This is a genomic window from Phenylobacterium sp. (assembly GCF_030693625.1).
Lineage (GTDB): Bacteria > Pseudomonadota > Alphaproteobacteria > Caulobacterales > Caulobacteraceae > Phenylobacterium > Phenylobacterium ferrooxidans.
The window spans coordinates 24,755-48,181 of record NZ_JAUYAF010000065.1 but is presented as its reverse complement, the minus strand read 5'-3'; the positions used below and the strand labels follow the sequence as shown (position 1 = coordinate 48,181).

Below are 23,427 nucleotides of genomic sequence, written 5' to 3'. Positions count from 1 at the left end.
AATGCTTGAGCCTGCGGTCGTCGCCCTGAGGCTTTTGCAGTACGCGGGCGCGATGGTCCTGATGGGATCATCGCTCTTTTTCATCTACGCGCTCCCGTCCTCTGGCGACGGGTCGGCAGCTCAATCCAGATGGACGCGCCCGCTGCTCATCAGTGCCGGGTTGGTCTTGGCTCTGGCTGCGATCCTCGGGCTCGCCGCTCAGTCCAGCGTTCTGGCCGGCTCTGTTAGCGAGGGCCTGAAGGTCGAGACGTTGAAGGCGGTGGTGTCTGGCATGGACCTGGGCAAAGCGGCCATCGTCCGGGCGGTCGCGGCGATACTGGCTGTCGTCTGCCTGGTGGCTTTCAAGCCCGACCGGCGGTCATGGACCGTCGCCGCCGCCCTGGGCGCGATCGCCACCGCTAGCCTGGCCTGGATGGGACACGGCGCGGCCACCGAGGGGGCGCTGGGACAGTTGCACCTGGCAAGTGATGTTTTGCATGCGCTCGCTGCGGCCTTCTGGATCGGCGCCCTCGCGGCCTTCTTCGGTCTACTGGCCGCCCCACCGGCGGCCTCCGCTGCGCGTCAGACCGTGTACCGCGCTCTGCACGGGTTTTCCGGCATTGGCTCAGCCTTGGTGGCCGTTCTGGTGGTCACCGGGTTGATTAACAGTTGGATTCTGGTGGGGCTGGATCACTTGTCGGCGCTTTGGACGACGCCTTACGGGCGGCTCCTGAGCCTGAAGTTGATCCTGTTTATCGCTATGCTGGGTCTCGCGGCGGCGAACCGCTTTCGACATACCCCGGCTCTTGGCCGGGTGCTGGGCGACAACACGTCTTCGGAACCGGCCCTCCGCGAGCTTCGGCGGAGCGTGGTTCTCGAAACGGCGCTCGGAGTGGGAGTCCTAGCCACCGTCGCCTGGCTAGGCGCCCTGGCGCCGCCGATGGCGATGTAGCGACCTATTGATGCCGGGCGAAAATCCGGGTCTTCCCCCCGGCGAGCAACAGCAGCGTATTGTAAGGTTCCTTGCGCCCATCAGGCGTTTCCATACCCGGCGAGCCAAGCGGCATGCCTGGAACGGTCAGGCCAAGCGCCTTGGGACGCTCCTTCAAGAGGCGCGCTATATCGGCCGGCGGTACGTGCCCGACAGTGACGTAGCCGCCAATGGTGGCGAGATGGCACGAGGAAAGTTCAAACGGCACGCCATGCTTCTTGCCGATCGGACTGACGTCTTCGATCACCACCACCTTCGGGCTGTAGCCGGCCCGGGCCATGATGGTGATCCAGCCTTTGCAGCAGCCACACGAAGCGGTCTTGTAGACCGTGAGCGGTGGGGAAGCAGCCCAGGCCGGAGGCGCGCAGACAAGCAAGGACACGGCTGCCACGAGCGCGCGCCGAGTGATCGTCGGGCCCGTCTGCCCACGAGGGACGGACGCCAAGCCCTGCTCGTGATCAGTGCTGGTGCTGCGGGGCACTGGCAGGCGCGTTCGGAGTGGTGGCGGGCTTCTTTTCACAGCAGGCCATCTTGCCGTCCTTGTCCTTGCAGCAGCAATCGGCGGCAAGCGCGGAACCAGCCGTAAGCGCCGTGAACGCGATGGCGGCGAGTGCGGAATTAACGATCGTCTTCATTGGATTGGTCCCTTGGCTCGAGACGAAGGCGATCATGCTCGCCCCAACTATTTTGTACAGCTGCGCGCACAGCGGTCCTTAACAATGGCGCCGTTAGGAGTGGGATAGACCACGCCTTGACCGCTGCGCTTTCGTTAGAACCAGGTCTGCACCCCAACCACAAACCGGGTCGTATCGGCGTCCTCGCCTGCAGCGCGGGCGAAGTCTGCCGTCCGGCCAAAGGTGCGCTCGTACGTTACGCCGACGTAGGGCGCGAATTCTCGACGGATCTCGTAACGCAGGCGCACCCCGAACTCGCCCTTGGAAAGGCCAGAGCCGATCTCACTCCGATCGATATCCTGCGCGGCGAAGTCCAGTTCCGCGCGCGGCTGCAGCACTAGGCGCTGTGTGAGCCGGAAGTCGTAACTGCCCTCGATCCGGGCAAGGAGATCGCCTTCCTGGGACAGGAAGAGCGAGCCCTCGGCCTCGAACCAGTAGGGGAACATCGCGTCGACCGCGAGGACAGCGTAGGCAAGGGAACGCGGCTCCAAGTCGTAACGAACCCCGGCCTGAACGTCGGTATAGCGGGCGACGGCGCGGGAATAGAGGAGCTGCACTTCGGCAGCTTCAATTCCTTCGCCGGACTTGCCCTCGCCTTCGGTTTTGAACGCAAGCCGATTGAGGTCGCCGCCGTACCAGCCTTCGACGTTCCAAAGATAGCCGTTCCCGTCGGGCGCCCACTCGAGCAGGTCAGCTTGAACCTTTTGGACGCGCGTTCCGCCGTGCTCATCGGCAAGGAGCGCGCGAGCCGGTTGCATCGCTCCGACTCCGAAGACCTGATCAGCTAAGGCGTCGGTGATGATCGCCGGCGCCGCTGCCCTGCCGACAGGAAGGTCAGCACCGCTCTGAACGGCGCCTGTCGCGCCCATCGCGTGCCCGGCATGGGGATCGGCTGGCGCGGCGGGCGTCCCTGGCATGGTGTGGCCTGCATGAGGATCGGCCGCGGCCTGCGGCGTCGGCATCTGATGGCCCGCATGCGGGTCGGCCGGCGCTGCAGGCTGCGCTGGCGTCACACGTCCAGCACGTGGGACCGCGACCCGGGGTGGCTGAGCTTTCCTCGGAGCCGCTTTAGGGGCGGCCGGTTTTGCGGGCATGACGTGACCGGCATGGGGATCGGCAGGTTGCGCAGCCGCTACGCTCCCAGAGCCAGCGAGCACGAGTGCGAGGAGAGACGACCGGATCATGCCGCGACTCCTTGCGCCGGCCGCACCTTGAACACTTGGAACATGCCGGCGTGCATGTGGTAGAGCATGTGGCAATGGAAGGCCCAGTCGCCCGCCTCGGCGGTCATGTCGAAGGTCACCTTTCCGCCGGGCGCCACGTTGACGGTGTGCTTTCGGGGCATGTGTCCGACGGGACCATGCACCAGCTCGAAGAAGTGCCCATGCAGGTGAATCGGGTGTGTCATCATGGAGTCATTGATCAAGGTGACGCGCACCCGCTCTCCGGTGCGGAACGCGTAGGGCGGCGGGTTCTCGCTGAACTTCCAGCCGTCAAAGCCCCACCAGAAGCGCTCCATGTTTCCGGTCAGGTGGATATCCAAGGCTCGATCGGGCGGCCGGGAATCGGGGTTCGGCTCGAGAGCAACCAAGTCCTTGTAGACCAGCACCCGGTGGCCCACGCTTTCCAGTCCAAGGCCGGGCTCGCCGGTGCGGTCCATCGGCATTGGCGCGATCATTTGCACGCCGGGGCCCTTCTTGACCCCGGGCGCCTTCGACCAGTCGAGCATGTTCATATCCATGCCGCTCATGTCGCCCATGACGTCAGAGCCGCGCTTGCGCGGCGGGGCCATGCCGGGCGGCGGACTGGCCGCCATCGCCTGGTGATCCATCCCTGGCATGCTGGCGTGGTCCATTCCAGCCATGGCGTCGTGGCCGCCGTGCGCCGACATGTCCATGCCCATATCTTTCATGGTCAGGATCGGGCGCTCACGCAGGGGCGGAACGGCGGCCCTCATCCCAGCGCGTGGCGCGAGGGTTGCGCGCGCCATGCCCGACCGGTCAATGGCTTCGGCGACCAGGGTGTAGGCCCCGTCCTCCGTCGGCTGGACGATGATGTCGTAGGTCTCGGCGTTGCCGATCTGGAATTCGTCCACCTCGATTGGGCGCACATTCTGGCCGTCCGCCGCCACGACCGTGAGCTTGAGGCCCGGAATGCGGACATTGAAGATCATCTGGGCCGCGGCGTTGACGAAGCGCAGCCGCACCCGCTCTCCGGGGCTGAAGAGCCCGGTCCAGTTGTCCTTGGGACCATGGCCATTGACCAGGAAGGTCTGCGCCGAGCCGGTGACGTCGGAGATGTCCGTCGGGTCCATGAGCATCTTCGCCCACTCGATCCGCTCGGCAAGCGTCTGGTCCTTGCCTGCCAGCAGGCCGGCGATCGTCTGGCGCTGGAAGTTGAACACCCCCGCCTGCTGCTTCAAGCGCTTGAAGACCAGGTGCGGGTGCATCTCGCTGTGATCGGCGAGCACGATGACATGTTCTCGCTCGGAGACGACCGGATCGGGCTTGGCGGGCTCGATCACGATGGGGGCGTAGTGGCCCTCCGCCTCCTGGAGCGAGGAATGGCTGTGATACCAGTAGGTCCCCGACTGGATGACCGGGAACTCGTAGACGAAAGTCTCCCCAGGCGGGATGCCGGGGAAGCTCACGCCGGGCACGCCATCCATCTGAAACGGGACGAGGAGGCCATGCCAGTGGATGGAGCTCTCTTCGTCCAAAGTGTTGGTCACCGAAATTCGCGCGCGCTGGCCTTCCCGCAGCCGCAATAGCGGACCAGGGACCGTGCCGTTGATGGTCACCGCATGCTGTGACTTGCCGTCGATGGTGACCGGCGTGTGGCCGATGGTGAGTTTGATGTCGTCGCCTGACACCGTCGGCAGGGTGGAGACCACCCCTGGAGAGGCGCTGAGCGCCCAACTAGGCAGCAGCGCACTAACCGCCGCGCCGGCGCCGAGAATGGCGGCGCCTCGAAGGAGCGAGCGGCGGTCAAAGTGAGGTAAGGGCCGGGGCATCAGCTGTCCTGCGTCGTGAATTCAGCGGTATCGGGCTTCCCGCGGGGGGAAGGTCAAGCGCCCACTGCACGATAGAACTACGCAGCGTGAGGCGGCCGCCCCTGAGGAATGTGGAGCTTAAATCGCGGTGCGGTCGAGAAGCTCAGCGAGTCGCTGCCGGGCGCGGTACACGCGCGTTTCGATGGCCTTCACGGTGACGCCCAACAGGTCTGCGGCCTCCTCCTGGGTCAATTCATCGAAGTAGGTCAGGAGCAGCGGCTCCTTGAGTTTCGCAGGAAGCGTCTCAATCGCCTTTTGGATGATGGCCCGGCGCTCGGCGGAGATCAGTTGCGCTTCGCCGAGAGGTGCCGGATCAGGCTGTGCCTGGGCTTCAGGCGAGAGGTCGTCCTTATCGCCCAGGATGAAGCGGCGAACGGCTAACCGTCTTCCTCGGTCGCGGCACTTGTTCAGCGCAATGGCGCGAAGCCAGACCCGGAGTGGTCGGCGCCCGTCGTAACGCGCGAGCGCTAGCCATGCGGCGATGAATGTCTCCTGGACCACGTCGACCGCAACGTCGGCGTCGCCGACGTATCGGCGCACGAAACCGAAAATCGCTGGTTTGTAGCGTCGTAAAAGCTCACCGAACGCTTGGTCATCACCGTCCCGCGCGCGCGCGACGAGATCGGCGTCGAGATCTACGTCCTCTTTCACGTGGCCTGTTCGGTCAGGGACTCGGCGATACGCTTATCGAACCGCACCGCCTGCTCGGGCGTCATGACTGCGCGCATGGCAAGCACGTGGAGAATTGTCTCCTTTTGCAACTCGCCCATAGCGTCATGGAAGCGTTCCACAGCCGCCTGCACTTCAGGTGAGTACTCATGGCGGGCCTGGATGGCGCGGGCCAGTTCGGCGTTGGCGGCGCGAAGCTCCGCCTCGCGTGCGCGGCGACGCACCGCGAAGTCTTGCTCGAGGACCTCAAGCCGGGAGTTCTGCTCCGCCGTAAGCCGTAGCTCTTCGTGCACGAACTCATGCAGCGAAGGTTGGTGACGTTGGTCGTAGATGTAACGCGCGCCGATCCAGGTGCCGGTGATCGCCGCCAGGACAGTCAGGATGAGGGTAAGTACGAGCCCACGGCCGATCCCTCTCACCTTTGGTGACCCAGCAGGGTCGATGGCGCGAGCTCCGCCTGAACTGAAAAGGCGGAGATCTCCCGGCCCTCGGCGGCTACCGCTACGGCAGCGGCGGCGCCCGTCGCGACCCCGAGGCTCAGCGCCCCGACTAGCGCGGCGGCGCGCGCGGCGTACAGCGCCGGCGCCGCCTCTCGCGCCTTACGCGCGGCGGCGATGCCGCGCAAAACGCGAGGCTCAATCAGCTCATACGACGCTGGTGTTTGCTCCGCCCTTAGCGCTCGTAAGTCGTCGTCTAAGTCCAAATTCATCGTCGGTCCCCGATCTCGCGCCCCTGCGAATCTATACGCCGGGCGCACGCCGCGCCCCTCACTTATGGGGCCCGCGGGCGCGTTGCGCTTCTTCACGATGGGCAGCGCGGAAGGGAGGCACGGTTTAAGTGCGCGACCGTCGATCTGACTTTCGACGATCCGCAGGCGCGAGGCGCGCGCTTCTACGCGCGCTTCTAACGGTGTCGTGGCGTGACTAGCGCTTAGCCGCCGCAGCCCGCGACGACCAATGCACATGGACGATCCGCCAGGCGCCGGCCGTCTTCCGCAGGATCATCGTTTCGGTGGTGATCTGATCCACGTCGCGGTCCTTGTATCGCCCTCGGGTGCGCCCTTCGCTAGCCACCCAGGCGATGTCTGCGCTTGCGCCACCGGTGCGTCGCGTCAGCTCCGAGGGCAGAGCTTTTGCGAAGGTTGCGTCGGCCGCGAGGTGGCTCGCGGCGTACTCAGACCTAGATCGCTCAGCCCCTCCTCCTTCGAAGATGAGCACCGCCTCGCTTAGCATCTCGGCGGCGCGCGCCGTATCGCCGCTGGTCAGCGCCGCATGGAAGTTGTCGACCACCGTGGCCGCGTCCACGGGGGCCGCAGCAGGCGCGCCTGTCGCGGGCGCGTGGTGAGATTCGGAATGGGCGGAGGCGCCGGCGGGCGTGGCGAGGAGCAAGGCGCCGAGGATCAGACCATTGCAGCGAGCAGTCAGGTTCATCGATGATTTCCAGCGTGGAGGGTTATCGGGTGCGTCGGCGTGGCCCCATTGACGTAATCTGATCGTGTCCGTCGCGCGCCGTATTCAACCTCGTTAGCCGAGCTCTCGTCCAGCCATCTGATCGTCGGCCCTGTGCCGAATGTTTACACAGAGAGCAACGAATCGACGCTGCCGGCGGTTCAGTGGGTGAGACCGCGGCTTGATTGACTCGAGCCGGGGCCAAAACAGAAACTGGAATGTAGAATGCAAAAGTCTCTTGGCGTCCTTGCCGCGATTTCCGTCTTCGCAATCGCCCCGGCCTCCGCGCTTGCTCACCCGCAAGGAGAGATGGACCACGCCAAGATGAAGGGCATGGACCACTCGAGAATGGATGGCATGAACAAGGGCACGAAGGGGGTGAGCTCGCACATGGACAAAGCCATGGACGGTTTCATGACCTCCATGAAGACAATGGACCACGCGATGATGAACGCGAAGGGCGCGACCATCGACTCGACCTATGCTCGGAAGATGATCGCCCACCACCAAGGGGCCATCGACATGGCCAAGGTCGAGCTCATGCACGGTTCAGACCCCTCGGCCAAACGGCTGGCGCAAATGACCATCGATGAAAACACAAAAGGCATCGCCGACTTGCGCGAATATCTGCGGCAGAAGGAAGGGTGACCGGGCGCCCCCGCCAGCCCTCCCGCGCCTAGCGGCCACTCCAAAGCCCCATCTTGCGCGGCATCACTTTTCCGACCCACGAAGAGACGCTCACACCAGCCGTTTCAGCCCGTCGAAGTCACCTGTTACTTTCAGAGTGACCGTAACTGGTTTGCCGGCGCGGTTCCGCCAGAACCAACCGTGCGAACCATCGAAGGCGGCCGTGAGGACCCCTTCTGACCGGCTTTCCGAGCCTTTGCCGTAGCCGTGGTATGAGATGCCGGTCCCGTCGCCGTGGGTATCGAAGTTCAGCTTCGGACCATCGGTGACCCAGACATAGGTCACTGAAGCGCCCTTGCGCATCTTGGCCTTGATTTCCACGCCTTGCCCGGGGGCGAGGGTCAGGGTCGTCTCTTCGGTCTTTGGCGCGCGCACCGTCTCTACTGGAGCGGTAGCTTGGACTCGCGCAGGGACGGCGGCGTCCGGCGCGCGCGGCGCTCGGGCCGTGAGTACAGCTGCAGACGCCGTCGCGGCTGTGGCCTCCTGTTCAGCCTCCCTCAAGGTGGCCATCTTCACTGTCCCCATGTCAGTCAGGCCGAGCAGACGGCCCATTCCGGTGGGATCCACGGCGTATTCGGCGGGAAGCACCACCGTGACCAGCAGGGTCGCAGCGACGCCCACAGCGATGGCGGTGGAGCGCAACAGCCTGCTCGTGGTGGGCAGGTCGGCAGGGTCGGGCTTTTGATTGTTGTACATAGGTGTGATCTCCGGTCAGGCGACGAAGTAGCCGACGAGTTGGTAGCCGGTGAGGACGAAGCCGGCGATCATGAGGCCGACGTTGGCGGTGTAGGCGTGGGTCCAGAACCCGGAAGTGCGCCGCCAGAAGCCCATGGCGATCAGGATCGCGCTGAGCGCCAGGATCTGGCCGAACTCAACACCAATGTTGAAAGCGACCAGGTTGACGAAAAGCCCGTCGGGGGAGAGCTGGAAGTCCTGCAGCTTGGTGGCCAGGCCAAACCCGTGGAACAGGCCGAAGATCAGGGTGGCGGCCTTTGTGTTGGGCTGCACCCCAAACCAGCGTTGAAATGCGCCGAGGTTGTCGAGCGCCTTATAGACAACCGAGAGGCCAATGATCGCGTCGATCAGGTAGGCGCTGACATTGACACCCACCATCACGCCCAGAAGAAGGGTGATGGAGTGACCGAGGGCGAACATGGTCACATAGAGGCTGACGGCCTTGAGCCGGTAGAGAAAGAAGATCACCCCGAACAGGAACAGCAGGTGATCGTAGCCGGTGATCATGTGCTTGGCGCCAAGGTAGACAAACGGCATGAACAGGACGCCGGAACTCTCCTGTATGTAGCCCTTGTCGCCCTCGGCGACGCCGTGGGCCAAGGCTTGTGACAACAGACCGGTGAGCAGCAGCAGAGCGAGGCCGAGCCACAAGCGCCTAGACCAAGTTGCGAAGGAAGTTTGCAGCATGGGAGGTCCTTGGAACGGTCGCCATGACCTTCGTCGGGGCGAGGATCGCGCCGGCGAGTCCGCCGACCGTCATCAGCAACACATTGGAACGGCCATGTCTCTTCGGACTGACGGCGCGTCGGCTCTAGCGTTCCTCACCGCCCTGACATCCGCAGCTGATCCCAAACAGATAGGCCAGTGGAATTCCAAAGACCTTCATTGAAGTCATTTTGCTGAAGAGCACGCTTAAGAGCGCGCCATTCGCCAAGGCGATCAGCGCTGTAAGAACCAACAGCACCCAGCTGGCACGTGGTCCTAGACGCAGAGGCCGTGGTTACTGATTGACTATCACGCGGCGCTCGGCTGCCGGGCCGCTGCATTGCGCGGAGACCATTCGTCCCAGTTCGACCCGCAGGGCCTCAAGCTGGGCTGTCTTGGCTTCCACAGCCTGCAGCTGGTCCTGCGCAATGGTGTTGGCTGCCTCACACGCGCGTTGAGCGCCTTCGTCGCGCCGCCTTGAGGGGTGGGGGCCTCTCTAGACGTATATCCAACGGAGGTGCGGTGGGCATGAACATCGGTCGGGCGGCGGAAGCCTCAGGCGTCTCAACCAAGATGATCCGCTATTACGAGCGGATCGGCTTGGTGCGTCTCACTGACCGGACCGAAGGGAACTACCGAAACTTCGGCTCGCGCGAGGTCAATGAGCTGACTTTCATACGGCGCGCCCGAGATCTTGGGTTTTCCGTCGAAGAGATAGCTCGGCTTCTCGGGCTCTGGCGTGAGCGCGAGCGCCCAGCAGAGGAGGTTCGGGCGACAGCCGACCAGCATCTCGCCGACCTTGAGACGCGCATCGCGGGGCTGCAAACCCTGGCCGACGTGTTGCGCGACTTGTCGTCGGCCTGCGCGGAGGGGGAGCGCCCGGAGGCGCCTATCCTTGGCAAGGTCGAACGGACCCCACCCACCGGCTCGCGGTGAAGGTGAAGTCCGGCGCTGAACTACTTCCTTTGGATCGCTGTCGCCGTGGTCGCACCGTTCATTTGCATAAGCTTGATGCGGACGGCCTGGCCGGTCTTTGCGCTCTGCAGGGTCGAAGGCGGTGTCGCCTTGAACGGAATAGTCATGGCCGGCCACTTGAGCGCGGGGATGGGGGCGAGCTGGATCGTCGGTCCCGACCCTGGCGTCGACCGACTTCACCACGCCTTCGCCGTCGGCCAGAGTCATGCCGGCGTGGTCTGCAGCATGCGCGCCCGGCCTGGCCTCTATAGCTCCGCCGGTCTGAGCGACGGTCGCTCCAATGGCCGTGAAGGCTAGGGCCGCGGCTAGCAGCAGTCTCATGGTTGATCTTCGTTGAGCTTTGTTTGGCCCCGCGCAGGGGCGAGCAAGGCGGTCTGGGGAATATGCACGGCGCCTGCCGGGTCCCTCGCGGGGTTCGGCGAAGGCGCGCGATGGGCGGCGCGGCGAGCACACAAGCAGAGCGCTTTGTGGGCTCCTGGGTGACGGACAGGAACGGGACGGTCGCGCGGAAACGCCGACGAGTGGTCGTGAGCACCCGTCGGCGCCCTCCGTCGCCGCGCCAGGGGATAACCGGCGTGGCGGGGAAGCTGGCTAGCCGGGCAGACCCGGTGTGGCGGGCTGAGCCTGCGGGTCGCCCCCGGGCGTCATGGGCCGCCGGTGCAGGGCGCCGGCGTCCTTCATCATCGGGCAGACGCAGTGGGTCTCGCCTTGGTTGGGCTTGGCGACCCGATCGGGTGCCGGGCGCGGGGCTGGCGCTAGGCTGTAGTTGCCGCCCTTGCCATAGGGTTGGGCGGCGGCCGGGGCGGTAAGGGTCAGGACAAGGCCGAGCGATAGCGCGCTGGCGGCCAGAAGATCACGGATGGACATGGGAAGGCTCCCTTCAAGGTTCGATGGCTATGGCCGGATGGAGTCCGGCCGGCTGGCGCGCAGGTGCGCGCGATCCCGCCGGCGCAAAGCGCCGCGGGTTCAGCCGATCGATTTGGGAGGTCGTTCGAGCCGGGCCGGCGTCTGCGAGGTCGGCGAGGTCATCGAGGTCGGGCGGACAGCGGCGGCGGTCGCATAGCAGGCGACGGAGATTGCCGGGCTCGGCAGGGCCACAATGACAGCGCAGGCTGCGGCGCAGGCCCGGACGCAGCTCAGGTCAGCCGTCTTGGACTTTCCCGATTGGTCGCAGCAGGATTCGGCGGTCGCCGTCTCGGGGCTTGCGTGAGACATGTCCGGCATCGTGGCGATGCCCATGCTGCTCATGGCAGTCGCGTCCCCATGGGCGGTGCAGGCGACCTGAGCGGCCCCCGCGGTCGCCGGGTTCCCGAGCAGGGCCAGGACGGCCAGAAGGGCGAGCAGGAGTCGCATCGTCTCGTTTCTACAGCTCTGGCGCGCCAGGTCGCATGATCAAGATCAATTGCCGGCGGCCACCGCCGCCGACCGCGCTCCAAGCCGGGTGCGGTCGCGTTGGAAGGGGAGGCCGTGGCGGCGCATGGCGTCGCGCGCCGGGCGTTCGACCAGGTGGTGCAGGACCATCGCTGCGGGAACGACGCCGACGACCAGGGCGAGCCAAAGCGGCAGGGGCAGTGGCCCGTCGGGGAGACCCAACCCCCGGTGGGCGGCCTTCACGAAGACCAGCTGCCAGGGAATGCAGACCATGTAGACGGCGAAGCTGACCTCGCCGAGATAAACCAGGGGCGCGGCGGTCAGCAGTCGCGACCCGGCGCTGGCGAGGCCGGCCAGGCTGAAGATCAGCCCCCCGAAGAGCCCGATGGCAACCGCGTCCGGTGCACCGGCCTGAAGAGCCAATAGGATCGCGCCGAGGCTCACCGCAGCGCCCGCGATCGCCAAGGCCGGCCGGCGGATCGGATGGGCTGACCACAGGAGGTAGACGGCGCAGCCCAGGGCAAAGCAGGGTACGATTCGCAGCGCGCCCCAGGCGATGGTCGCCTGAGTGAGAGGGAAGCCAGCGAGCCGCTCGAAACCGGTCTCCAAAGCCGCAACGAGCACTAGGGCCAAGAGCACGGCGACGCCGGGGCGGTGGCGCAGACGCCAGGCCGCCCACGCGAAGACCGGGAAGGTCAGGTAGGCGAACCATTCGGCCGAGATCGACCAGGAAGGATGGTTCCAGCCGCCCTGCAGGCCCAGACCCCAGGCCTGGGTGAGGGTGAACTGGGCCGGCAACGAGGACCAGACCAGCACTTTGCCGCCGGCCTCAACGCCCAGCAGCGTGGCGCCGGCGATTAGGGCTCCCATGCCGAGGAGAGTCGCTAGGTGGACGGGATAGACGCGCGCCAAGCGAGCCCAGAGGAAGTCGGCGTAGCGGAATCTGCGCGCCCCAAAGCCCTGCAGATAGACGTGGCTGAGAATGAATCCGGACAGCACGAAGAACAACTCGACGCCGAGATAGCCCTTGCTCACCAGGCGCGGCGTGACGGCTGTGAGGTCATGCCAGTAGTCGAAACTGACCACCCACATGGCCGCGATAAAGCGCAGACTGGTCAGGGCTTTGAGGTTCTGCGGCATCGCGTATCCGGCGTGTTGGCGCGGCCTTGGACAGAAGGCCGCCTCCAGTCTGCCGTCTTGGTCCTAATGGAAAGCAAATGTCGAAGAGAATTGGAGAACATTGACACGGTGGGAATGTTATATCGCAGCGCTGAATACAATATGATTACATGCCCCGTTGGGCTGGTCCGACCATTCAGGCGTGAATCTGGGGAACAGCGCTCCGTCTCATGGCTTGCCGGCGTAAGCTTCGCGACCGCCTAAGTCCGTGGCTGCCGGCGGGGCCAGGGTTCCCACTAGGCTGACCAGGCAATCCGTTGATCGGGCCGTAAGCGTCCCGCGTCTGCCGCGTCCTAACCTGCGTCGCCCTTGAGGGCGCGTGGTGGAGGCAGGCGCGTGACCCACGATTGGGCCGAGGTGTGGAAGGACGGCTATGGCGTCCTGGAGCGCCAACCGGACACGGTGGCGAAGGTCGAGGCGCTGGTCGAACGTCTGGTGCGGCGCGGCGGCTGGCCAGACGCTGAAAGCATTTATCGCGTGCTGGCTGCGGCCGACCGTCTGACCCGCGCGGCCATGTGGCTGATCGTTCACATGAGCTACGCCCGCAAGGTCGATCTCAGCGGGGCGGCGCTGCCGGCCCAGAGCTTCAAGTCCGATCCCGAGGGCCATACGGGCGGATCGCTCAACATGGCCCCCGCCTTCGCCGGCTACCTAGCGGCGAATGTGCTCTCAGGCGTCACCCGCGCGTGGGTGATGGGGCAGGGTCATTGCGTGTCGGCGATAGAGGCGATCAACGTCCTGACGGGCGATGTCTCGCCGGCCCAGCGCCAGCGCTACGACCGCACCGAGGCCGGCCTCTCGCAACTGGTCAGCGACTTCTACGGCTACGGGATCCGGGCGGACGGGACGCCGGCGGCGCCGCTCGGCAGCCACGCCGGGCCGCAGACCGCCGGGGCGGTCTCAGAAGGTGGCTATCTCGGCTTCGCGGAACTCCAGTACGTCCACATGCCGTTGCGCGGCGAGAGCCTAGTGGCCTTCCTAAGCGACGGCGCGTTCGAGGAACAGCGGGGCTCCGACTGGGCGCCGCGCTGGTGGCGCGCTGAGGACAGCGGCCTGGCGACGCCGGTGATGATCCTGAACGGCCGGCGGATCGAGGAGCGCTCCGAGATCGAGCAGGAGGGCGGAGAAGTTTGGCTGGAGCGCCACCTCGCGCTTAGTGGCTTTGACCCCGTGGGGATCGATGGGCGCGATCCCGCCGCCTTCGCCTGGGCGATCCTGGAAAGCGAAGAGCGCCTGAAGCGGTTCAGCGCCGACCCGGAGCGCCGCTATCCGGCCCCCTTGCCGTATGTGATCGCTCGGACGATCAAGGGGTTCGGGTTCCCGGGCGCCGGGACGAACCGCGCCCACAATCTGCCCCTCTCCGGAAATCCCAGCACCGACGCTGGTGCGCGCGAGGCGTTCAACGCCGCGACCGCGCAGCTCTTCGTGCCCATGGCCGAGCTCGACGCCGCCGTGGGTGTCCTGCGGACCCATGCCCTGCAGCATCGGCCGCCCGAGAGCCTGCACCCTGCCGCCACCCGTCGGCCCGAGGCGCCGCGCGAGCCCGCGCTCAACCCCGTCATGGGCGAGGCCTCACCGATGGAGGCGCTGGACGCCTGGTTCGTGGACCTTGTGGCGGCGAACCCGCACCTACGGCCCCGGGTCGGCAATCCGGACGAACTGCGCAGCAACCGCATGGGCAAGACCCTCGACCGCCTCAAGCACCGAGTGAACCGACCCGAGCCGGGGACGGCCGAGGCGGTGGATGGGGCGGTGATCACGGCGCTGAATGAAGAGGCGGTGAGCGGGGCGGCCCTGGGCAACAAGGGCGGCCTCAACCTGATCGTCAGCTACGAAGCCTTCGCCATGAAAATGCTGGGCGCGTTGCGCCAGGAGATCGTTTTCGCCCGGCGCCAGCGGGAGGCCGGTGCGCCGGCGGGCTGGATCTCCATCCCACTGCTCGCAACCTCCCACACCTGGGAAAACTCCAAGAACGAGCAGTCTCACCAGGACCCGACCCTGGGCGAGGCCCTGCTGGGCGAAATGTCCGACACCGCGCGGGTCCTGTTCCCCATCGACGCCAATAGCGCCGTGGCGGCGCTGCAAAGCGTCTATCGCACCCGCGGCCAAATCGCCTGCCTAGTGACGCCCAAGCGCGTCCTGCCTTGGCTGCTCGACGCGGCAGGGGCCGCGGATCTGGTGGCCCGGGGCTGGGCGCATCTGGCCGGGGCGCCGGACGACGCCCAGGTGCAGATCGTGGCGGTCGGCGCCTACCAAGCGCTTGAGGCCTTGAAGGCCCGCGACAGGCTCGAGGCCCGCGGACATCGCGCCTGCGTCACCGCGGTGCTCGAGCCCGGCCGCCTGCGCGCGCCGCGCGACGCCCTGGAAGCCGAATGCACGCTCGCCGACGCCGAGATCGAAGCGGCCTTTCCCCGCGCGCTCCCGCGGGTGCTGGTGAGCCACACGCGGCCCGAACCGATGCAGGGGCTCCTGCGCAGGATCGACGGTGGCGGCGATCAGCTGATCTCGCGGGGCTATATCGGCCGCGGCGGCACGTTCGATGTGTTCGGCATGCTGTTCGCCAACCGCTGCACCTGGGCCCACCTGATCGAGGCGGCGGCGCGGAGCCTGGACGTCTCGCCCAGCGACCTACTCACCGAACCCGAACTGAAAGCCGTGGCCGGTCGCGCCAACCCGCGCGCCCTCGACATGGCCGCATTCTGAGGAGGACAAAAACGTGATCAGTCTCACAAGTCTCGGCGGCGCCGGAACCGTCACCGGCTCGAAGCACCTCTTGGAGACGGACGGCCAGCGCCTGCTCGTCGACTGCGGCCTGTTTCAAGGCCTGAAGGCCCTGCGGGAACAGAACTGGCGTCCCCTCCCGGTCCAGCCGGGCTCCATCGACGCCGTGGTCCTGACCCACGCCCACCTCGATCATTCGGGCTATCTTCCGAAGCTGGTGAAGGACGGTTATCGCGGACGGATCCACGCCAGTTCGGCGACCCAGGACGTGGCGTCGCTGATCCTGCGTGACAGCGCGCACATCCAGGAGAAGGATGCGGAGGACGCCAACCGCCACGGCTACACCAAGCATAAGCCGGCCCTGCCGCTCTACGGGGTTCACGACGCAGAGCGGACGATCGAGCAATTCGAGACAGTCGCCTTCCACGAGGAGGCTCGGCTGGCCGGGGGCGCGCGGCTCACCCTGCGCCGGGCGGGCCACATCCTGGGGGCGGCGACCGCGCAGGTGGATTGGAAGGGGACCAAGGTCGTCTTCTCCGGCGACCTGGGCCGCTATGGCGATGCCACCATGCTCGATCCCGAGCCGGTGGAGGACGCCGACTACCTGGTCATCGAGTCGACCTATGGCGACCGCAAGCATGATGACCGCGACTCCGACGACGCCCTTGGCGAGATCATCGAGAGGACCACCGCCCGGGGTGGGACGGTGATCATCCCGACCTTCGCCGTGGGCCGCGCGCAATCGCTGCTCTATCACCTGTGGCGGCTGAAGCAGCAGGGCCGGCTGGGCCTAATCCCGATCTTCCTGGACAGTCCCATGGCGATCAGCGCCACGGACATGCTCTGCGCCCACCTGGAGGACCATCGGCTGCCCGCGGACGTCTGCGAGGCGTCCTGCGCGGTGGCGACCTATGTGCGCGACGTTGAGGCCTCAAAGGCGCTGACGTCCAACACCATGCCCAAGGTGATCCTAGCGGCCAGCGGCATGGCCACCGGCGGACGCGTCCTGCACCACATCAAGGCTTATGGCCCGGACCGCCGCAACACCATCCTGTTTTCCGGTTTCCAAGCCGCCGGCACCCGCGGGCGGGCCATGGTCGAGGGCTCCAAGGAGGTCAAGATTCACGGCCAATGGATTCCTATCAACGCCGAGGTGCAGAACCTGCAGATGCTGTCGGCCCACGCTGACGCCGATGAAATCCTGCGCTGGCTCTCGGGGTTCCGCCGGCCGCCGAAGAAGACCTTCATCGTGCACGGTGAGCCGAATGCGTCGGACGCCCTGCGCCTGCGGATCACCGATAAGCTGGGATGGGATTGCGTGATCCCGCAGATGATGGAGCGGCACGAGCTGTGAGCCTTCGCCCACCAGACCTCGCGCCCAGTCCGCAGCTTCGCGCCCGGCGGCTTGGCCTGTTCGCGCAGCATGAGGCCATCGTGCTGATGCGGCGCGACTGCCATGTCTGCCGCTCCGAGGGGTTGTCCGCCCGCGCCCAGGTCTTGCTGACCGCGGGGGACCGGGAGGTCTATGCGACCCTCTTCCAGCTCGACGGCGACCTGATCGCGCTCGATGAGGCGGCGCTCTCGGAAGAGGCCTGGCGGCTGCTTGGCGTGCAGCCGGGCGATCCCATCGGGGTGCGCCATGCTCCGGCGCTCGAATCCTTGTCGAGCGTCCGCCGCCGCATCTATGGCAGCCGGCTCGACGCGCCGGCCATGGCGGCCATCGTCGGCGACGTCGCGGCGGGGCGCTACACCGACATCCATCTGGCGGCCTTCCTCACTGCGTCGTCGGCCATGCCGCTCGACGAGGCCGAGACTGTGGCCCTGACCCAGGCGATGGTGGACGTCGGCGACCGGCTGACCTGGGACGCCCCGGTGGTGATCGACAAGCACTCGATCGGCGGCTTGCCGGGCAACCGCACGACCCCCATCGTAGTGGCGATCCTCACCGCATGCGGCCTGATGGCTCCGAAAACCTCCTCGCGCGCCATCACCTCGCCGGCCGGCACGGCCGACACCATGGAGACCCTGGCGCCCGTCGACCTCAACCTCGCCGCCATGCGCCGGGTGGTCGAGGCGGAAGGGGGATGCCTAGTCTGGGGCGGAGCGGTGAGCCTCAGTCCGGCCGACGACATCTTCATCCGCATCGAACGCGTCCTGGATGTGGACACCGAGGGCCAGCTGGTCGCCTCGGTGCTGTCGAAGAAGATCGCCGCCGGGTCAAACCATGTGGTTCTGGACCTGCCCGTCGGCCCGACGGCCAAGGTCCGCTCCGAGGCCGCCGGCCAGCAGCTCGCACAGCGCCTCACCGAGGTCGCGGCGCGTTTCGGGGTCAAGGCGCGCTGCCTGCTGACGGATGGCAGCCAGCCGGTGGGGCGCGGCGTCGGCCCCGCCCTAGAAGCCTGGGACGTCCTAGCGGTGCTGCAAAACCTCTCGGACGCGCCCCAGGACCTGAGGGCCCGGGCCTGCCTGTTGGCCGGCGCCGCGCTGGAGCTGGCGGGCGCCGCGGTCGCCGGGACAGGCGCCGGCGTCGCCGAGGCCGTGCTCGCCAACGGTCGGGCCTGGACCAAGTTCCAGCGGATCTGCGAGGCGCAGGGCGGGATGCGCACCCCGCCCAAGGCGGCGGTCCGCTCGCCGATCCTCGCGCGCCGGGCCGGCCGCGTGGTGCTCATCAACAATCGACAGGTCGCCACCCTGGCCAAGCTGGCGGGCGCGCCGGACCGCAAGGCCGCCGGCTTGACGCTCGAGGCGAGGCTGGGCGACGAAGTGGCGCGGGGGCAGCCGCTGTTGACCGTGAACGCGGAGACCTCGGGCGAACTCGCCTATGCGCTCGACTACGCCACAGCGCACCCCGACATGATCGAGATCGAGGCATGAGCGCCTTTCCGATCGTCATGCCCCTGCCGGGCTCGGAGGCCTTGGGACGGGACCTGGCCGCCCAATTGCGCGCCGAGCTCGGCGTGCTGGAGACCCGGCAGTTCCCGGACGGCGAATCCTATGTCCGCGTGCGATCCGACGTCGCGGGCCGGACGGCGATCCTCGTCTGCAGCCTGGCCCGCCCGGATGCGCAGTTCCTGCGCCTGGTGTTCGCCGCCCGGACGCTTCGCGAGCTCGGCGCGACCCGCCTGATCCTGGTCGCGCCCTATCTGGCCTATATGCGCCAGGACAAGCGCTTCCAGCCTGGAGAGGCGGTGACCTCGACCCACTTCGCGCAGCTGATCTCCGCCGAAGTCGACCGGCTGGTGACCATCGATCCGCATCTGCACCGCCACGCCGCTCTGTCGGAAATCTACAAGGTCCCGGCGACGGCGCTGCACGCCGCGCCGCTGCTCGCCGACTGGATCGCCGCCCAGGTGGACAGGCCCCTGATCATCGGCCCGGACAGCGAGAGCGAGCAGTGGGTGACGGAGGTGGCGCGACGGGCCGGGGCGCCGCACCTAGTCCTGGAGAAGTCCCGGCATGGCGATCGCGACGTCGAGATCGCCATCCCCGACCTGACGCCCTGGCGCGACCGGCGTCCGGTGCTGATCGACGACATCGTCTCCTCCGGACGCACGATGATCGAAGTGGCCGACGGTCTTCGCGCCCGTAGGCTGCCGCCGCCCGTCTGCGTGACCGTGCACGCCCTGTTCGCCGAGGACGCCTTCGCCGAACTCGCCCGGCGCGCCGAACGGATCGTCTCGACCGACACCCTCCCCCACCCAAGCAATGGGATTTCGGTGGCGGGCCTGCTCGCCGACGCTCTGCGGGACGAGGGCGCGGTCGGCTGAGTCGCTCCGCGCCGCCTCAGGCGATGCGGTCGAGGAAGCGTTGGGCGAGTTCACAGCGGGTGGCGCAGGCCGCGCAGCGCGCCTGCATGGCCTGGCGCAGCGCCTCGCGGGCGCGATGCACCCGCACGCCGGCGTTGTTGGCGGTGATCCCCAGATCGCCCGCCAAGCGGCGCAGGGGGGTCGCCTCAAGCTCGGCGCGGCGCAGGAGGTCGCCGGTTCCGGGCTTCAGCTCCGTTAGCGTGTTCGAGAGGCAGGCCAGCGGCGCCTCCAGTTCCGTCTCGGCCTCGACCGGCGCCGCGGGCTCGGCCTGGGCGGCCTGCTGCAGCCGGGCGCGCCCGGCGTTGCGACGGTAGCGGTCGAACAGGGCGTTGCGCAGGGTGACGGCCAGCCAGGCGTCGACCTTGGCCGGGTCGGTCAAGCGTTCGGCGCCCTGGACGGTCTTGAGGGCGAACTCCTGAAGCACGTCCTCGGCGTCCTCCCGCGAGCGCAGGCGGCTGCGCAGGAATCGCATCCGTCCGGCCTGGCCCTCGCGAAGGCGCTGTTCGACCAACCGCAGGATCTCGGCGCGTGGCGTCGGTCGGGCCATCAGGTGAAGATAGGCGCCGGGGGCCGGCGGACCTTCGACGATGGCGCGGGCGACTTGGGTCATGGGGGTCCGATCTCGGTCTGCGAGCGAAGATCAATCGCAACTGGCGAAAACTCTTTGATGGAGATCAACTGACGGTCCGGAAAGGACAGCAATCGATGGAAGGCGACCTGAATCTCGGAATAGTCGACAGAAAAGAACAAGATTCCAATTGTGGTAAGGTTTGAATACATCTCCGAACCCTTGCCGTAACTGTAAGGTTGCGATTTTAGTCCGCGTCGAATTCCTATCCGTACAGATAGATAACTCCATCCAGGAACACCTCGGCCTCGCAGGCTATCGGGCGGGCGCGTCTTCGACGCGCGCCTCCGTCTGGGCGGGCAGGGCGGTGATCTGCGAGCGCAATGCGGACTTCGGCCACGGCCGGCGTGGCGATGGTCGCGCCGACCCACCTCACCAGAAGGGATTCGACACGGAGGACGTCGGGCAGGTCGGCGACGATGCGGCGGGCGACGGCCTGGGCGGCCACGGAGGTGTCGGTCACTGTGAGACAGACTTCGCTGAGGTCGGGGCGGCCGGCCGCGTTCACCGCGACCTCGACCGAGGCGAAACCGAAGCCCGCCGTTTCAGGACCAGGGCCTCCAGCGGGGACTTTCGCCCTGATAGGCTCGAGGTTTGGCAGGTGGCTCAAATCATGGCGCTGGAGAGGGTCAAGCCTACTCGGTCCCCGGATGGGACCCCATGACCTAGACGTCCTCGCCCAGGCGGGGCGCTGGCCCGGCTCGGCCTGGGCCACCACGGCGCGTTCGACGGCGAGCACCATGCGCTCACGCGGGCTCAGGGCGCATAGCCCACGCCTATGGGGGTGTCGTTGGCCCGCGGAACCCCAGCCCGGGCGGTGTCGAACAGGCTACGAAGGTCCGCCGATCCGGGGTGGCGCCTGTGGCGTTTCGGCCCTGCCGGTCGACGTCGAGCGCGTGAAGATGGTTCGCGAGCCGGCGCAGGCGCCTTCGACGGCGATTTCCGCCGACGCACCTCCGCCGAGATCGGCGTGAGGATAAAGGCGTCCATCCGACGCTAGGGAGCGAGCTCTAGGTCCGAGGCGCGGCGAAGACGTTGTAGAGCCAGCCGCAGACCAAGGCGACGTACCAGCCGCAGGCGAACGCCCAGGCGGCGCCGGCGATGATCAGGGCCGGGCTGGTCCAGTCCAGAGCGGGATAGAGCGCCGAGAGGAAGTGCAGGTTCTCTAGGCCGGGAAGGAAGCCACCGAGCGCGCACAGCAGGAAATTGCCGGACAGGAACAGCGAGAGGGTGAGGCCGAGCGGAATGATGGCGACACCGCCGGTCGTAGCGCGCGCGACGCCGGACGGGTGCTCAAGCGAGGCGGACATGGGGTCTCCTCCAGAGGCGCCGCAGGGGCGGCGTGCTTGGGATAAGACGTTGGTCGCGCCCCGGCCTTACAGGCAGGGGTCTTTCTGTCCTGCGAGCGCGTCAGCGCGCCCTCAGATCCCGGGCGATGCTCTGGTCCTGGCGTCCGGGGCGGCGACAGTCTTCGCGCCCAGGCGGGTGCGTTTCAGCATCAGGGCGTTGACCGCCACCAAGGCCGAGCTGCCGGACATCGCCAGGGCGGCGACTTCGGGGCTGAGCGTGATGGGATAGAGCACCCCGGCCGCGAGCGGGAAGGCGACGACGTTGTAGCCGACTGCCCACCAGAGGTTCTGATGCATCTTGCGGAGGGTGGCCCGCGAGAGCTCGATCGCCTTGACCACGTCGGCCGGATCGCTGCGCATCAGCACCACGTCGGCGCTTTCGATGGCCACGTCGGTGCCGGCGCCTATCGCAAAGCCCACGTCGGCCTGGGTCAGCGCCGGGGCGTCGTTCACGCCGTCGCCCACCATCCCCACCTTCTGGCCCTGAGCCTGCAGCTCCTTGACCTTGGTCGCCTTGTCCCCCGGCAGGACGTCGGCGAGCACGATGTCGATGCTGAGCTCGCCGGCGATCCGCTGGGCGGTGCCGAGGTTGTCGCCGGTGATCATGGCGACCTTAACGCCCAGTTCCTGCAGACGCCGGATCGTGGCCTTTGCGGTCGGGCGGACGGCGTCGGCGACGGCGATCAGCCCGATCACGTGTCCGTCGCGGGCGATGTGCACCACCGTGCGCCCGGCGCCCTGCAGCCGCTCGGACTCCGCCGCCAGTTCGCCAAGGTCGACGCCGTTGTCGGCCATCAGCATACGGTTGCCAGAAAGCACGGTCTTGCCCTCGACCGTGGCTCTAAGGCCCTTGCCGCCGAAGGACTCAAAGCCGTTGGCCGCCAGCACCGGCAGGGTCTTCGCCCGTTCCAGGACCGCCTTGGCGATGTGGTGCTCGGACCCGCGCTCGAGAGCCGCGGCCGTGGTCAGGATCATCGCCTCATCGAACCCCGCGGCGGGGGTGACCTGCACCACCTTCGGCTCGCCCAGGGTGAGGGTGCCGGTCTTGTCGAAGATGATGACGTCGAGCTTGACGGACTCCTCCAGCGCCGCGGCGTCCTTGATGAGGATGCCGTGCTGCGCCCCGAGCCCGGTACCCACCATGATCGCCATGGGCGTCGCCAGGCCCAGGGCGTCGGGGCAGGCGATGACGAAGACGGTGATCGTCAGTGTCAGGGAGAACAGCAGCGTCTCCCCGATCACCCAAAACCACACCGCGAAGGTGGCGAGGCCGACGGCGATGGCCGCCAGGACGAGCCACTGCGAGGCCCGGTCGGCGAGCAGCTGGGCCGGGGCCTTGGAGTTCTGCGCCTCCTGCACCAGCTTGACGATCTGGGCGAGCGCGGTGTCGGCCCCCACCTTGGTGGCGCGGTAGCGGAAGGCGCCGGTCTTGTTGATCGAGCCGCCGATCACGGTGTCGCCGACCGTCTTAGACACCGGCAGGGACTCGCCCGTCAGCATCGACTCGTCGATCTCCGAAGCGCCGTCCTCGATGGCGCCGTCCACGGGGATCTTGCCGCCGGGGCGGACGACGACCTGGTCGCCGACCTGCACTTGTGAGGTGGGAACGTCAATCTCGACCCCGTCTCGCAGCACCTTGGCCGTGGGCGGGGCGAGGTCCATCAGTTTGCGGATGGCGTCCGACGCTCCGGCGCGGGCCCTCATCTCCAGCCAGTGGCCGAGGAGGATGAAAACCAGTAACAGCGCCGAGGCCTCGTAGAACTGCTCGGCCTCGAAGAAGAAGGTCGCCCCGACGCTGAAGAGGTAGCCGGTGCCAACGCTCAGCAGGACCAGGACGGCCATGTTGAAAACCCGCCGGCGGAGCGCGCGGACGGCGGCGACGAAGAACGGCCAGCCCGGATAGAGGATAGCCGCGCTGGCCAGCACGAAGAGAGTAGGCTTCAACGGCAGGCCGAAGGGGGGATCGACCCGCATGGCCTCCATGCCCATCGGCGCCAGGAAGAAGATCGGGATCGTGAAGACCAGGCTGACCACGAAGCGGTTGCGCATGTCCCGCGCCATCGCCTGCATGTCCATCCCGGGGCCATGGCCCATGCTGGCCATATCGTCATGGTCGGCCTTCTCTGCGGCCTTCGGCGCCGTACCGCCATGTCCGGTGTGGTCGTGGCGGCCGGGCCCGTGGGACACGGTGTCCTCGCCCGGCGTGCAGACATGGCGCGGGACCACCTCGCCGCGGCAGTGGAATCCGCAATCCCGCACCGCCTGTTCGAGGTCCGCGGCACCCACCCTCGCCGCGTCATAGTCGACGCTGGCGGTGGCGGAGGCGAAGTTGGCGGTGGCCTTGCGGACACCCTTTAGCCCCTGCAAATGCTTCTCGATGACGAGCGAATCCAGCGGCGTCCGGAAGCCGGACACATCGACGGTGATCGTGGACATCGGACCTCGACTAGCTTGGGTG

Annotated in this window: 25 protein-coding genes; 8 read left to right on the top strand and 17 right to left on the bottom strand. The window is 67.1% G+C overall.

Annotated elements, in window-relative coordinates; all coding sequences use genetic code 11:
• Position 1: 1 nt before the first annotated feature.
• Complete coding sequence (gene copD / locus Q8N10_RS14355) at positions 2-931, top strand: copper homeostasis membrane protein CopD (protein ID WP_304778811.1); 930 nt, start codon at positions 2-4, stop codon at positions 929-931.
• A gap of 4 nt (positions 932-935) precedes the next feature.
• Here copD and Q8N10_RS14350 read toward each other — a convergent pair whose 3' ends face one another.
• The 7 genes from Q8N10_RS14350 to Q8N10_RS14320 form a co-directional block, all read right to left on the bottom strand.
• Positions 936-1,250, bottom strand: a complete 315-nt coding sequence (locus Q8N10_RS14350; RefSeq protein WP_304778809.1) for a DUF411 domain-containing protein — start codon at positions 1,248-1,250, stop codon at positions 936-938.
• 178 nt (positions 1,251-1,428) lie between these two features.
• Positions 1,429-1,641 carry a hypothetical protein gene (locus Q8N10_RS14345; RefSeq protein WP_304778806.1) on the bottom strand — a complete coding sequence of 71 codons (213 nt, stop codon included), beginning with the start codon at positions 1,639-1,641 and terminating at the stop codon, positions 1,429-1,431.
• A gap of 98 nt (positions 1,642-1,739) precedes the next feature.
• On the bottom strand, positions 1,740-2,606 hold the full coding sequence (locus Q8N10_RS14340) for a copper resistance protein B (RefSeq protein WP_304778804.1): 867 nt from the start codon (positions 2,604-2,606) through the stop codon (positions 1,740-1,742).
• Positions 2,607-2,824: 218 nt separating this feature from the next.
• Positions 2,825-4,657 carry a copper resistance system multicopper oxidase gene (locus Q8N10_RS14335; RefSeq protein ID WP_304778800.1) on the bottom strand — a complete coding sequence of 611 codons (1,833 nt, stop codon included), beginning with the start codon at positions 4,655-4,657 and terminating at the stop codon, positions 2,825-2,827.
• Between the two features lie 117 nt (positions 4,658-4,774).
• Complete coding sequence (locus Q8N10_RS14330) at positions 4,775-5,347, bottom strand: RNA polymerase sigma factor (RefSeq protein WP_304778792.1); 573 nt, start codon at positions 5,345-5,347, stop codon at positions 4,775-4,777.
• Complete coding sequence (locus Q8N10_RS14325; protein WP_304778789.1) at positions 5,344-5,784, bottom strand: periplasmic heavy metal sensor; 441 nt, start codon at positions 5,782-5,784, stop codon at positions 5,344-5,346. The genes Q8N10_RS14330 and Q8N10_RS14325 overlap by 4 nt, the downstream gene beginning before the upstream one ends.
• A 504-nt stretch (positions 5,785-6,288) precedes the next feature.
• On the bottom strand, positions 6,289-6,795 hold the full coding sequence (locus Q8N10_RS14320) for a nuclear transport factor 2 family protein (protein ID WP_304778786.1): 507 nt from the start codon (positions 6,793-6,795) through the stop codon (positions 6,289-6,291).
• Between the two features lie 243 nt (positions 6,796-7,038).
• Here Q8N10_RS14320 and Q8N10_RS14315 point away from each other — a divergent pair, with 243 nt between their 5' ends.
• The gene (locus Q8N10_RS14315; RefSeq protein ID WP_304778783.1) at positions 7,039-7,461 is read left to right on the top strand and encodes a DUF305 domain-containing protein; all 423 of its coding nucleotides are present in this window, start codon (positions 7,039-7,041) and stop codon (positions 7,459-7,461) included.
• A 90-nt stretch (positions 7,462-7,551) separates the two neighbouring features.
• Here Q8N10_RS14315 and Q8N10_RS14310 read toward each other — a convergent pair whose 3' ends face one another.
• Positions 7,552-8,196, bottom strand: coding sequence for a transmembrane anchor protein (locus tag Q8N10_RS14310; RefSeq protein ID WP_304778780.1), 645 nt, complete (start codon positions 8,194-8,196; stop codon positions 7,552-7,554).
• Between the two features lie 15 nt (positions 8,197-8,211).
• A complete protein-coding gene (locus tag Q8N10_RS14305) occupies positions 8,212-8,922 on the bottom strand; it encodes a HupE/UreJ family protein (RefSeq protein WP_304778777.1) in 711 nt (236 codons plus the stop codon).
• Positions 8,923-9,468: 546 nt separating this feature from the next.
• Between Q8N10_RS14305 and Q8N10_RS14300 the strand changes: the two genes are divergently transcribed.
• Positions 9,469-9,876 carry a MerR family DNA-binding protein gene (locus Q8N10_RS14300; protein WP_304778774.1) on the top strand — a complete coding sequence of 136 codons (408 nt, stop codon included), beginning with the start codon at positions 9,469-9,471 and terminating at the stop codon, positions 9,874-9,876.
• 20 nt (positions 9,877-9,896) lie between these two features.
• Here Q8N10_RS14300 and Q8N10_RS21060 read toward each other — a convergent pair whose 3' ends face one another.
• Positions 9,897-10,022 carry a hypothetical protein gene (locus Q8N10_RS21060; protein ID WP_370690204.1) on the bottom strand — a complete coding sequence of 42 codons (126 nt, stop codon included), beginning with the start codon at positions 10,020-10,022 and terminating at the stop codon, positions 9,897-9,899.
• On the opposite strand from Q8N10_RS21060, the gene Q8N10_RS14295 reads away from it, so the two are divergent.
• The gene (locus tag Q8N10_RS14295) at positions 10,021-10,212 is read left to right on the top strand and encodes a hypothetical protein (RefSeq protein WP_304778772.1); all 192 of its coding nucleotides are present in this window, start codon (positions 10,021-10,023) and stop codon (positions 10,210-10,212) included. The genes Q8N10_RS21060 and Q8N10_RS14295 overlap by 2 nt on opposite strands.
• A 294-nt stretch (positions 10,213-10,506) precedes the next feature.
• Here Q8N10_RS14295 and Q8N10_RS14290 read toward each other — a convergent pair whose 3' ends face one another.
• From Q8N10_RS14290 to Q8N10_RS14280, 3 genes are all read right to left on the bottom strand, one after another.
• Positions 10,507-10,782 (bottom strand): hypothetical protein, encoded by a 276-nt coding sequence (locus Q8N10_RS14290; protein ID WP_304778767.1) that lies wholly within the window; start codon positions 10,780-10,782, stop codon positions 10,507-10,509.
• A gap of 99 nt (positions 10,783-10,881) precedes the next feature.
• On the bottom strand, positions 10,882-11,268 hold the full coding sequence (locus Q8N10_RS14285) for a hypothetical protein (protein ID WP_304778764.1): 387 nt from the start codon (positions 11,266-11,268) through the stop codon (positions 10,882-10,884).
• Between the two features lie 45 nt (positions 11,269-11,313).
• Positions 11,314-12,426 carry an acyltransferase gene (locus Q8N10_RS14280; protein ID WP_304778760.1) on the bottom strand — a complete coding sequence of 371 codons (1,113 nt, stop codon included), beginning with the start codon at positions 12,424-12,426 and terminating at the stop codon, positions 11,314-11,316.
• A gap of 375 nt (positions 12,427-12,801) precedes the next feature.
• Here Q8N10_RS14280 and Q8N10_RS14275 point away from each other — a divergent pair, with 375 nt between their 5' ends.
• Genes Q8N10_RS14275 through Q8N10_RS14260 form a run of 4 tightly spaced genes read left to right on the top strand, consistent with a single transcriptional unit; the run spans position 12,802 to position 18,953 of the window.
• On the top strand, positions 12,802-15,168 hold the full coding sequence (locus tag Q8N10_RS14275; RefSeq protein ID WP_304778758.1) for a xylulose 5-phosphate 3-epimerase: 2,367 nt from the start codon (positions 12,802-12,804) through the stop codon (positions 15,166-15,168).
• Between the two features lie 13 nt (positions 15,169-15,181).
• Positions 15,182-16,540, top strand: a complete 1,359-nt coding sequence (locus tag Q8N10_RS14270; RefSeq protein WP_304778755.1) for an MBL fold metallo-hydrolase RNA specificity domain-containing protein — start codon at positions 15,182-15,184, stop codon at positions 16,538-16,540.
• Positions 16,537-18,060, top strand: a complete 1,524-nt coding sequence (locus Q8N10_RS14265; RefSeq protein WP_304778753.1) for a thymidine phosphorylase family protein — start codon at positions 16,537-16,539, stop codon at positions 18,058-18,060. Before Q8N10_RS14270 ends, Q8N10_RS14265 begins: the two co-directional genes overlap by 4 nt.
• Positions 18,057-18,953, top strand: a complete 897-nt coding sequence (locus Q8N10_RS14260; protein ID WP_304778751.1) for a ribose-phosphate pyrophosphokinase — start codon at positions 18,057-18,059, stop codon at positions 18,951-18,953. The genes Q8N10_RS14265 and Q8N10_RS14260 overlap by 4 nt, the downstream gene beginning before the upstream one ends.
• A gap of 16 nt (positions 18,954-18,969) precedes the next feature.
• Here Q8N10_RS14260 and Q8N10_RS14255 read toward each other — a convergent pair whose 3' ends face one another.
• The 4 genes from Q8N10_RS14255 to Q8N10_RS14240 form a co-directional block, all read right to left on the bottom strand.
• Positions 18,970-19,602 (bottom strand): sigma-70 family RNA polymerase sigma factor, encoded by a 633-nt coding sequence (locus Q8N10_RS14255; RefSeq protein WP_304778748.1) that lies wholly within the window; start codon positions 19,600-19,602, stop codon positions 18,970-18,972.
• Positions 19,603-19,825: 223 nt separating this feature from the next.
• Positions 19,826-20,128 (bottom strand): hypothetical protein, encoded by a 303-nt coding sequence (locus Q8N10_RS14250; RefSeq protein WP_304778745.1) that lies wholly within the window; start codon positions 20,126-20,128, stop codon positions 19,826-19,828.
• A 502-nt stretch (positions 20,129-20,630) separates the two neighbouring features.
• The gene (locus Q8N10_RS14245) at positions 20,631-20,930 is read right to left on the bottom strand and encodes a hypothetical protein (protein ID WP_304778742.1); all 300 of its coding nucleotides are present in this window, start codon (positions 20,928-20,930) and stop codon (positions 20,631-20,633) included.
• A gap of 111 nt (positions 20,931-21,041) precedes the next feature.
• Positions 21,042-23,405, bottom strand: a complete 2,364-nt coding sequence (locus tag Q8N10_RS14240) for a cation-translocating P-type ATPase (protein WP_304778739.1) — start codon at positions 23,403-23,405, stop codon at positions 21,042-21,044.
• Between the last annotated feature and the right edge of the window lie 22 nt (positions 23,406-23,427).

What these genes read in the sequence shown, in the direction of transcription:
- copD (WP_304778811.1), top strand. Translation starts at nt 2, where the DNA reads ATGCTTGAGCCTGCGGTCGTCGCCCTGAGGCTTTTGCAGTACGCGGGC.
- Q8N10_RS14350 (WP_304778809.1), bottom strand. Translation starts at nt 1,250, where the DNA reads ATGGCCCGGGCCGGCTACAGCCCGAAGGTGGTGGTGATCGAAGACGTC.
- Q8N10_RS14345 (WP_304778806.1), bottom strand. Translation starts at nt 1,641, where the DNA reads ATGATCGCCTTCGTCTCGAGCCAAGGGACCAATCCAATGAAGACGATC.
- Q8N10_RS14340 (WP_304778804.1), bottom strand. Translation starts at nt 2,606, where the DNA reads ATGCCGACGCCGCAGGCCGCGGCCGATCCTCATGCAGGCCACACCATG.
- Q8N10_RS14335 (WP_304778800.1), bottom strand. Translation starts at nt 4,657, where the DNA reads ATGCCCCGGCCCTTACCTCACTTTGACCGCCGCTCGCTCCTTCGAGGC.
- Q8N10_RS14320 (WP_304778786.1), bottom strand. Translation starts at nt 6,795, where the DNA reads ATGAACCTGACTGCTCGCTGCAATGGTCTGATCCTCGGCGCCTTGCTC.
- Q8N10_RS14315 (WP_304778783.1), top strand. Translation starts at nt 7,039, where the DNA reads ATGCAAAAGTCTCTTGGCGTCCTTGCCGCGATTTCCGTCTTCGCAATC.
- Q8N10_RS14310 (WP_304778780.1), bottom strand. Translation starts at nt 8,196, where the DNA reads ATGTACAACAATCAAAAGCCCGACCCTGCCGACCTGCCCACCACGAGC.
- Q8N10_RS14305 (WP_304778777.1), bottom strand. Translation starts at nt 8,922, where the DNA reads ATGCTGCAAACTTCCTTCGCAACTTGGTCTAGGCGCTTGTGGCTCGGC.
- Q8N10_RS14300 (WP_304778774.1), top strand. Translation starts at nt 9,469, where the DNA reads ATGAACATCGGTCGGGCGGCGGAAGCCTCAGGCGTCTCAACCAAGATG.
- Q8N10_RS14295 (WP_304778772.1), top strand. Translation starts at nt 10,021, where the DNA reads ATGGCCGGCCACTTGAGCGCGGGGATGGGGGCGAGCTGGATCGTCGGT.
- Q8N10_RS21060 (WP_370690204.1), bottom strand. Translation starts at nt 10,022, where the DNA reads ATGACTATTCCGTTCAAGGCGACACCGCCTTCGACCCTGCAGAGCGCA.
- Q8N10_RS14290 (WP_304778767.1), bottom strand. Translation starts at nt 10,782, where the DNA reads ATGTCCATCCGTGATCTTCTGGCCGCCAGCGCGCTATCGCTCGGCCTT.
- Q8N10_RS14285 (WP_304778764.1), bottom strand. Translation starts at nt 11,268, where the DNA reads ATGCGACTCCTGCTCGCCCTTCTGGCCGTCCTGGCCCTGCTCGGGAAC.
- Q8N10_RS14280 (WP_304778760.1), bottom strand. Translation starts at nt 12,426, where the DNA reads ATGCCGCAGAACCTCAAAGCCCTGACCAGTCTGCGCTTTATCGCGGCC.
- Q8N10_RS14260 (WP_304778751.1), top strand. Translation starts at nt 18,057, where the DNA reads ATGAGCGCCTTTCCGATCGTCATGCCCCTGCCGGGCTCGGAGGCCTTG.
- Q8N10_RS14255 (WP_304778748.1), bottom strand. Translation starts at nt 19,602, where the DNA reads ATGACCCAAGTCGCCCGCGCCATCGTCGAAGGTCCGCCGGCCCCCGGC.
- Q8N10_RS14245 (WP_304778742.1), bottom strand. Translation starts at nt 20,930, where the DNA reads ATGTCCGCCTCGCTTGAGCACCCGTCCGGCGTCGCGCGCGCTACGACC.
- Q8N10_RS14240 (WP_304778739.1), bottom strand. Translation starts at nt 23,405, where the DNA reads ATGTCCACGATCACCGTCGATGTGTCCGGCTTCCGGACGCCGCTGGAT.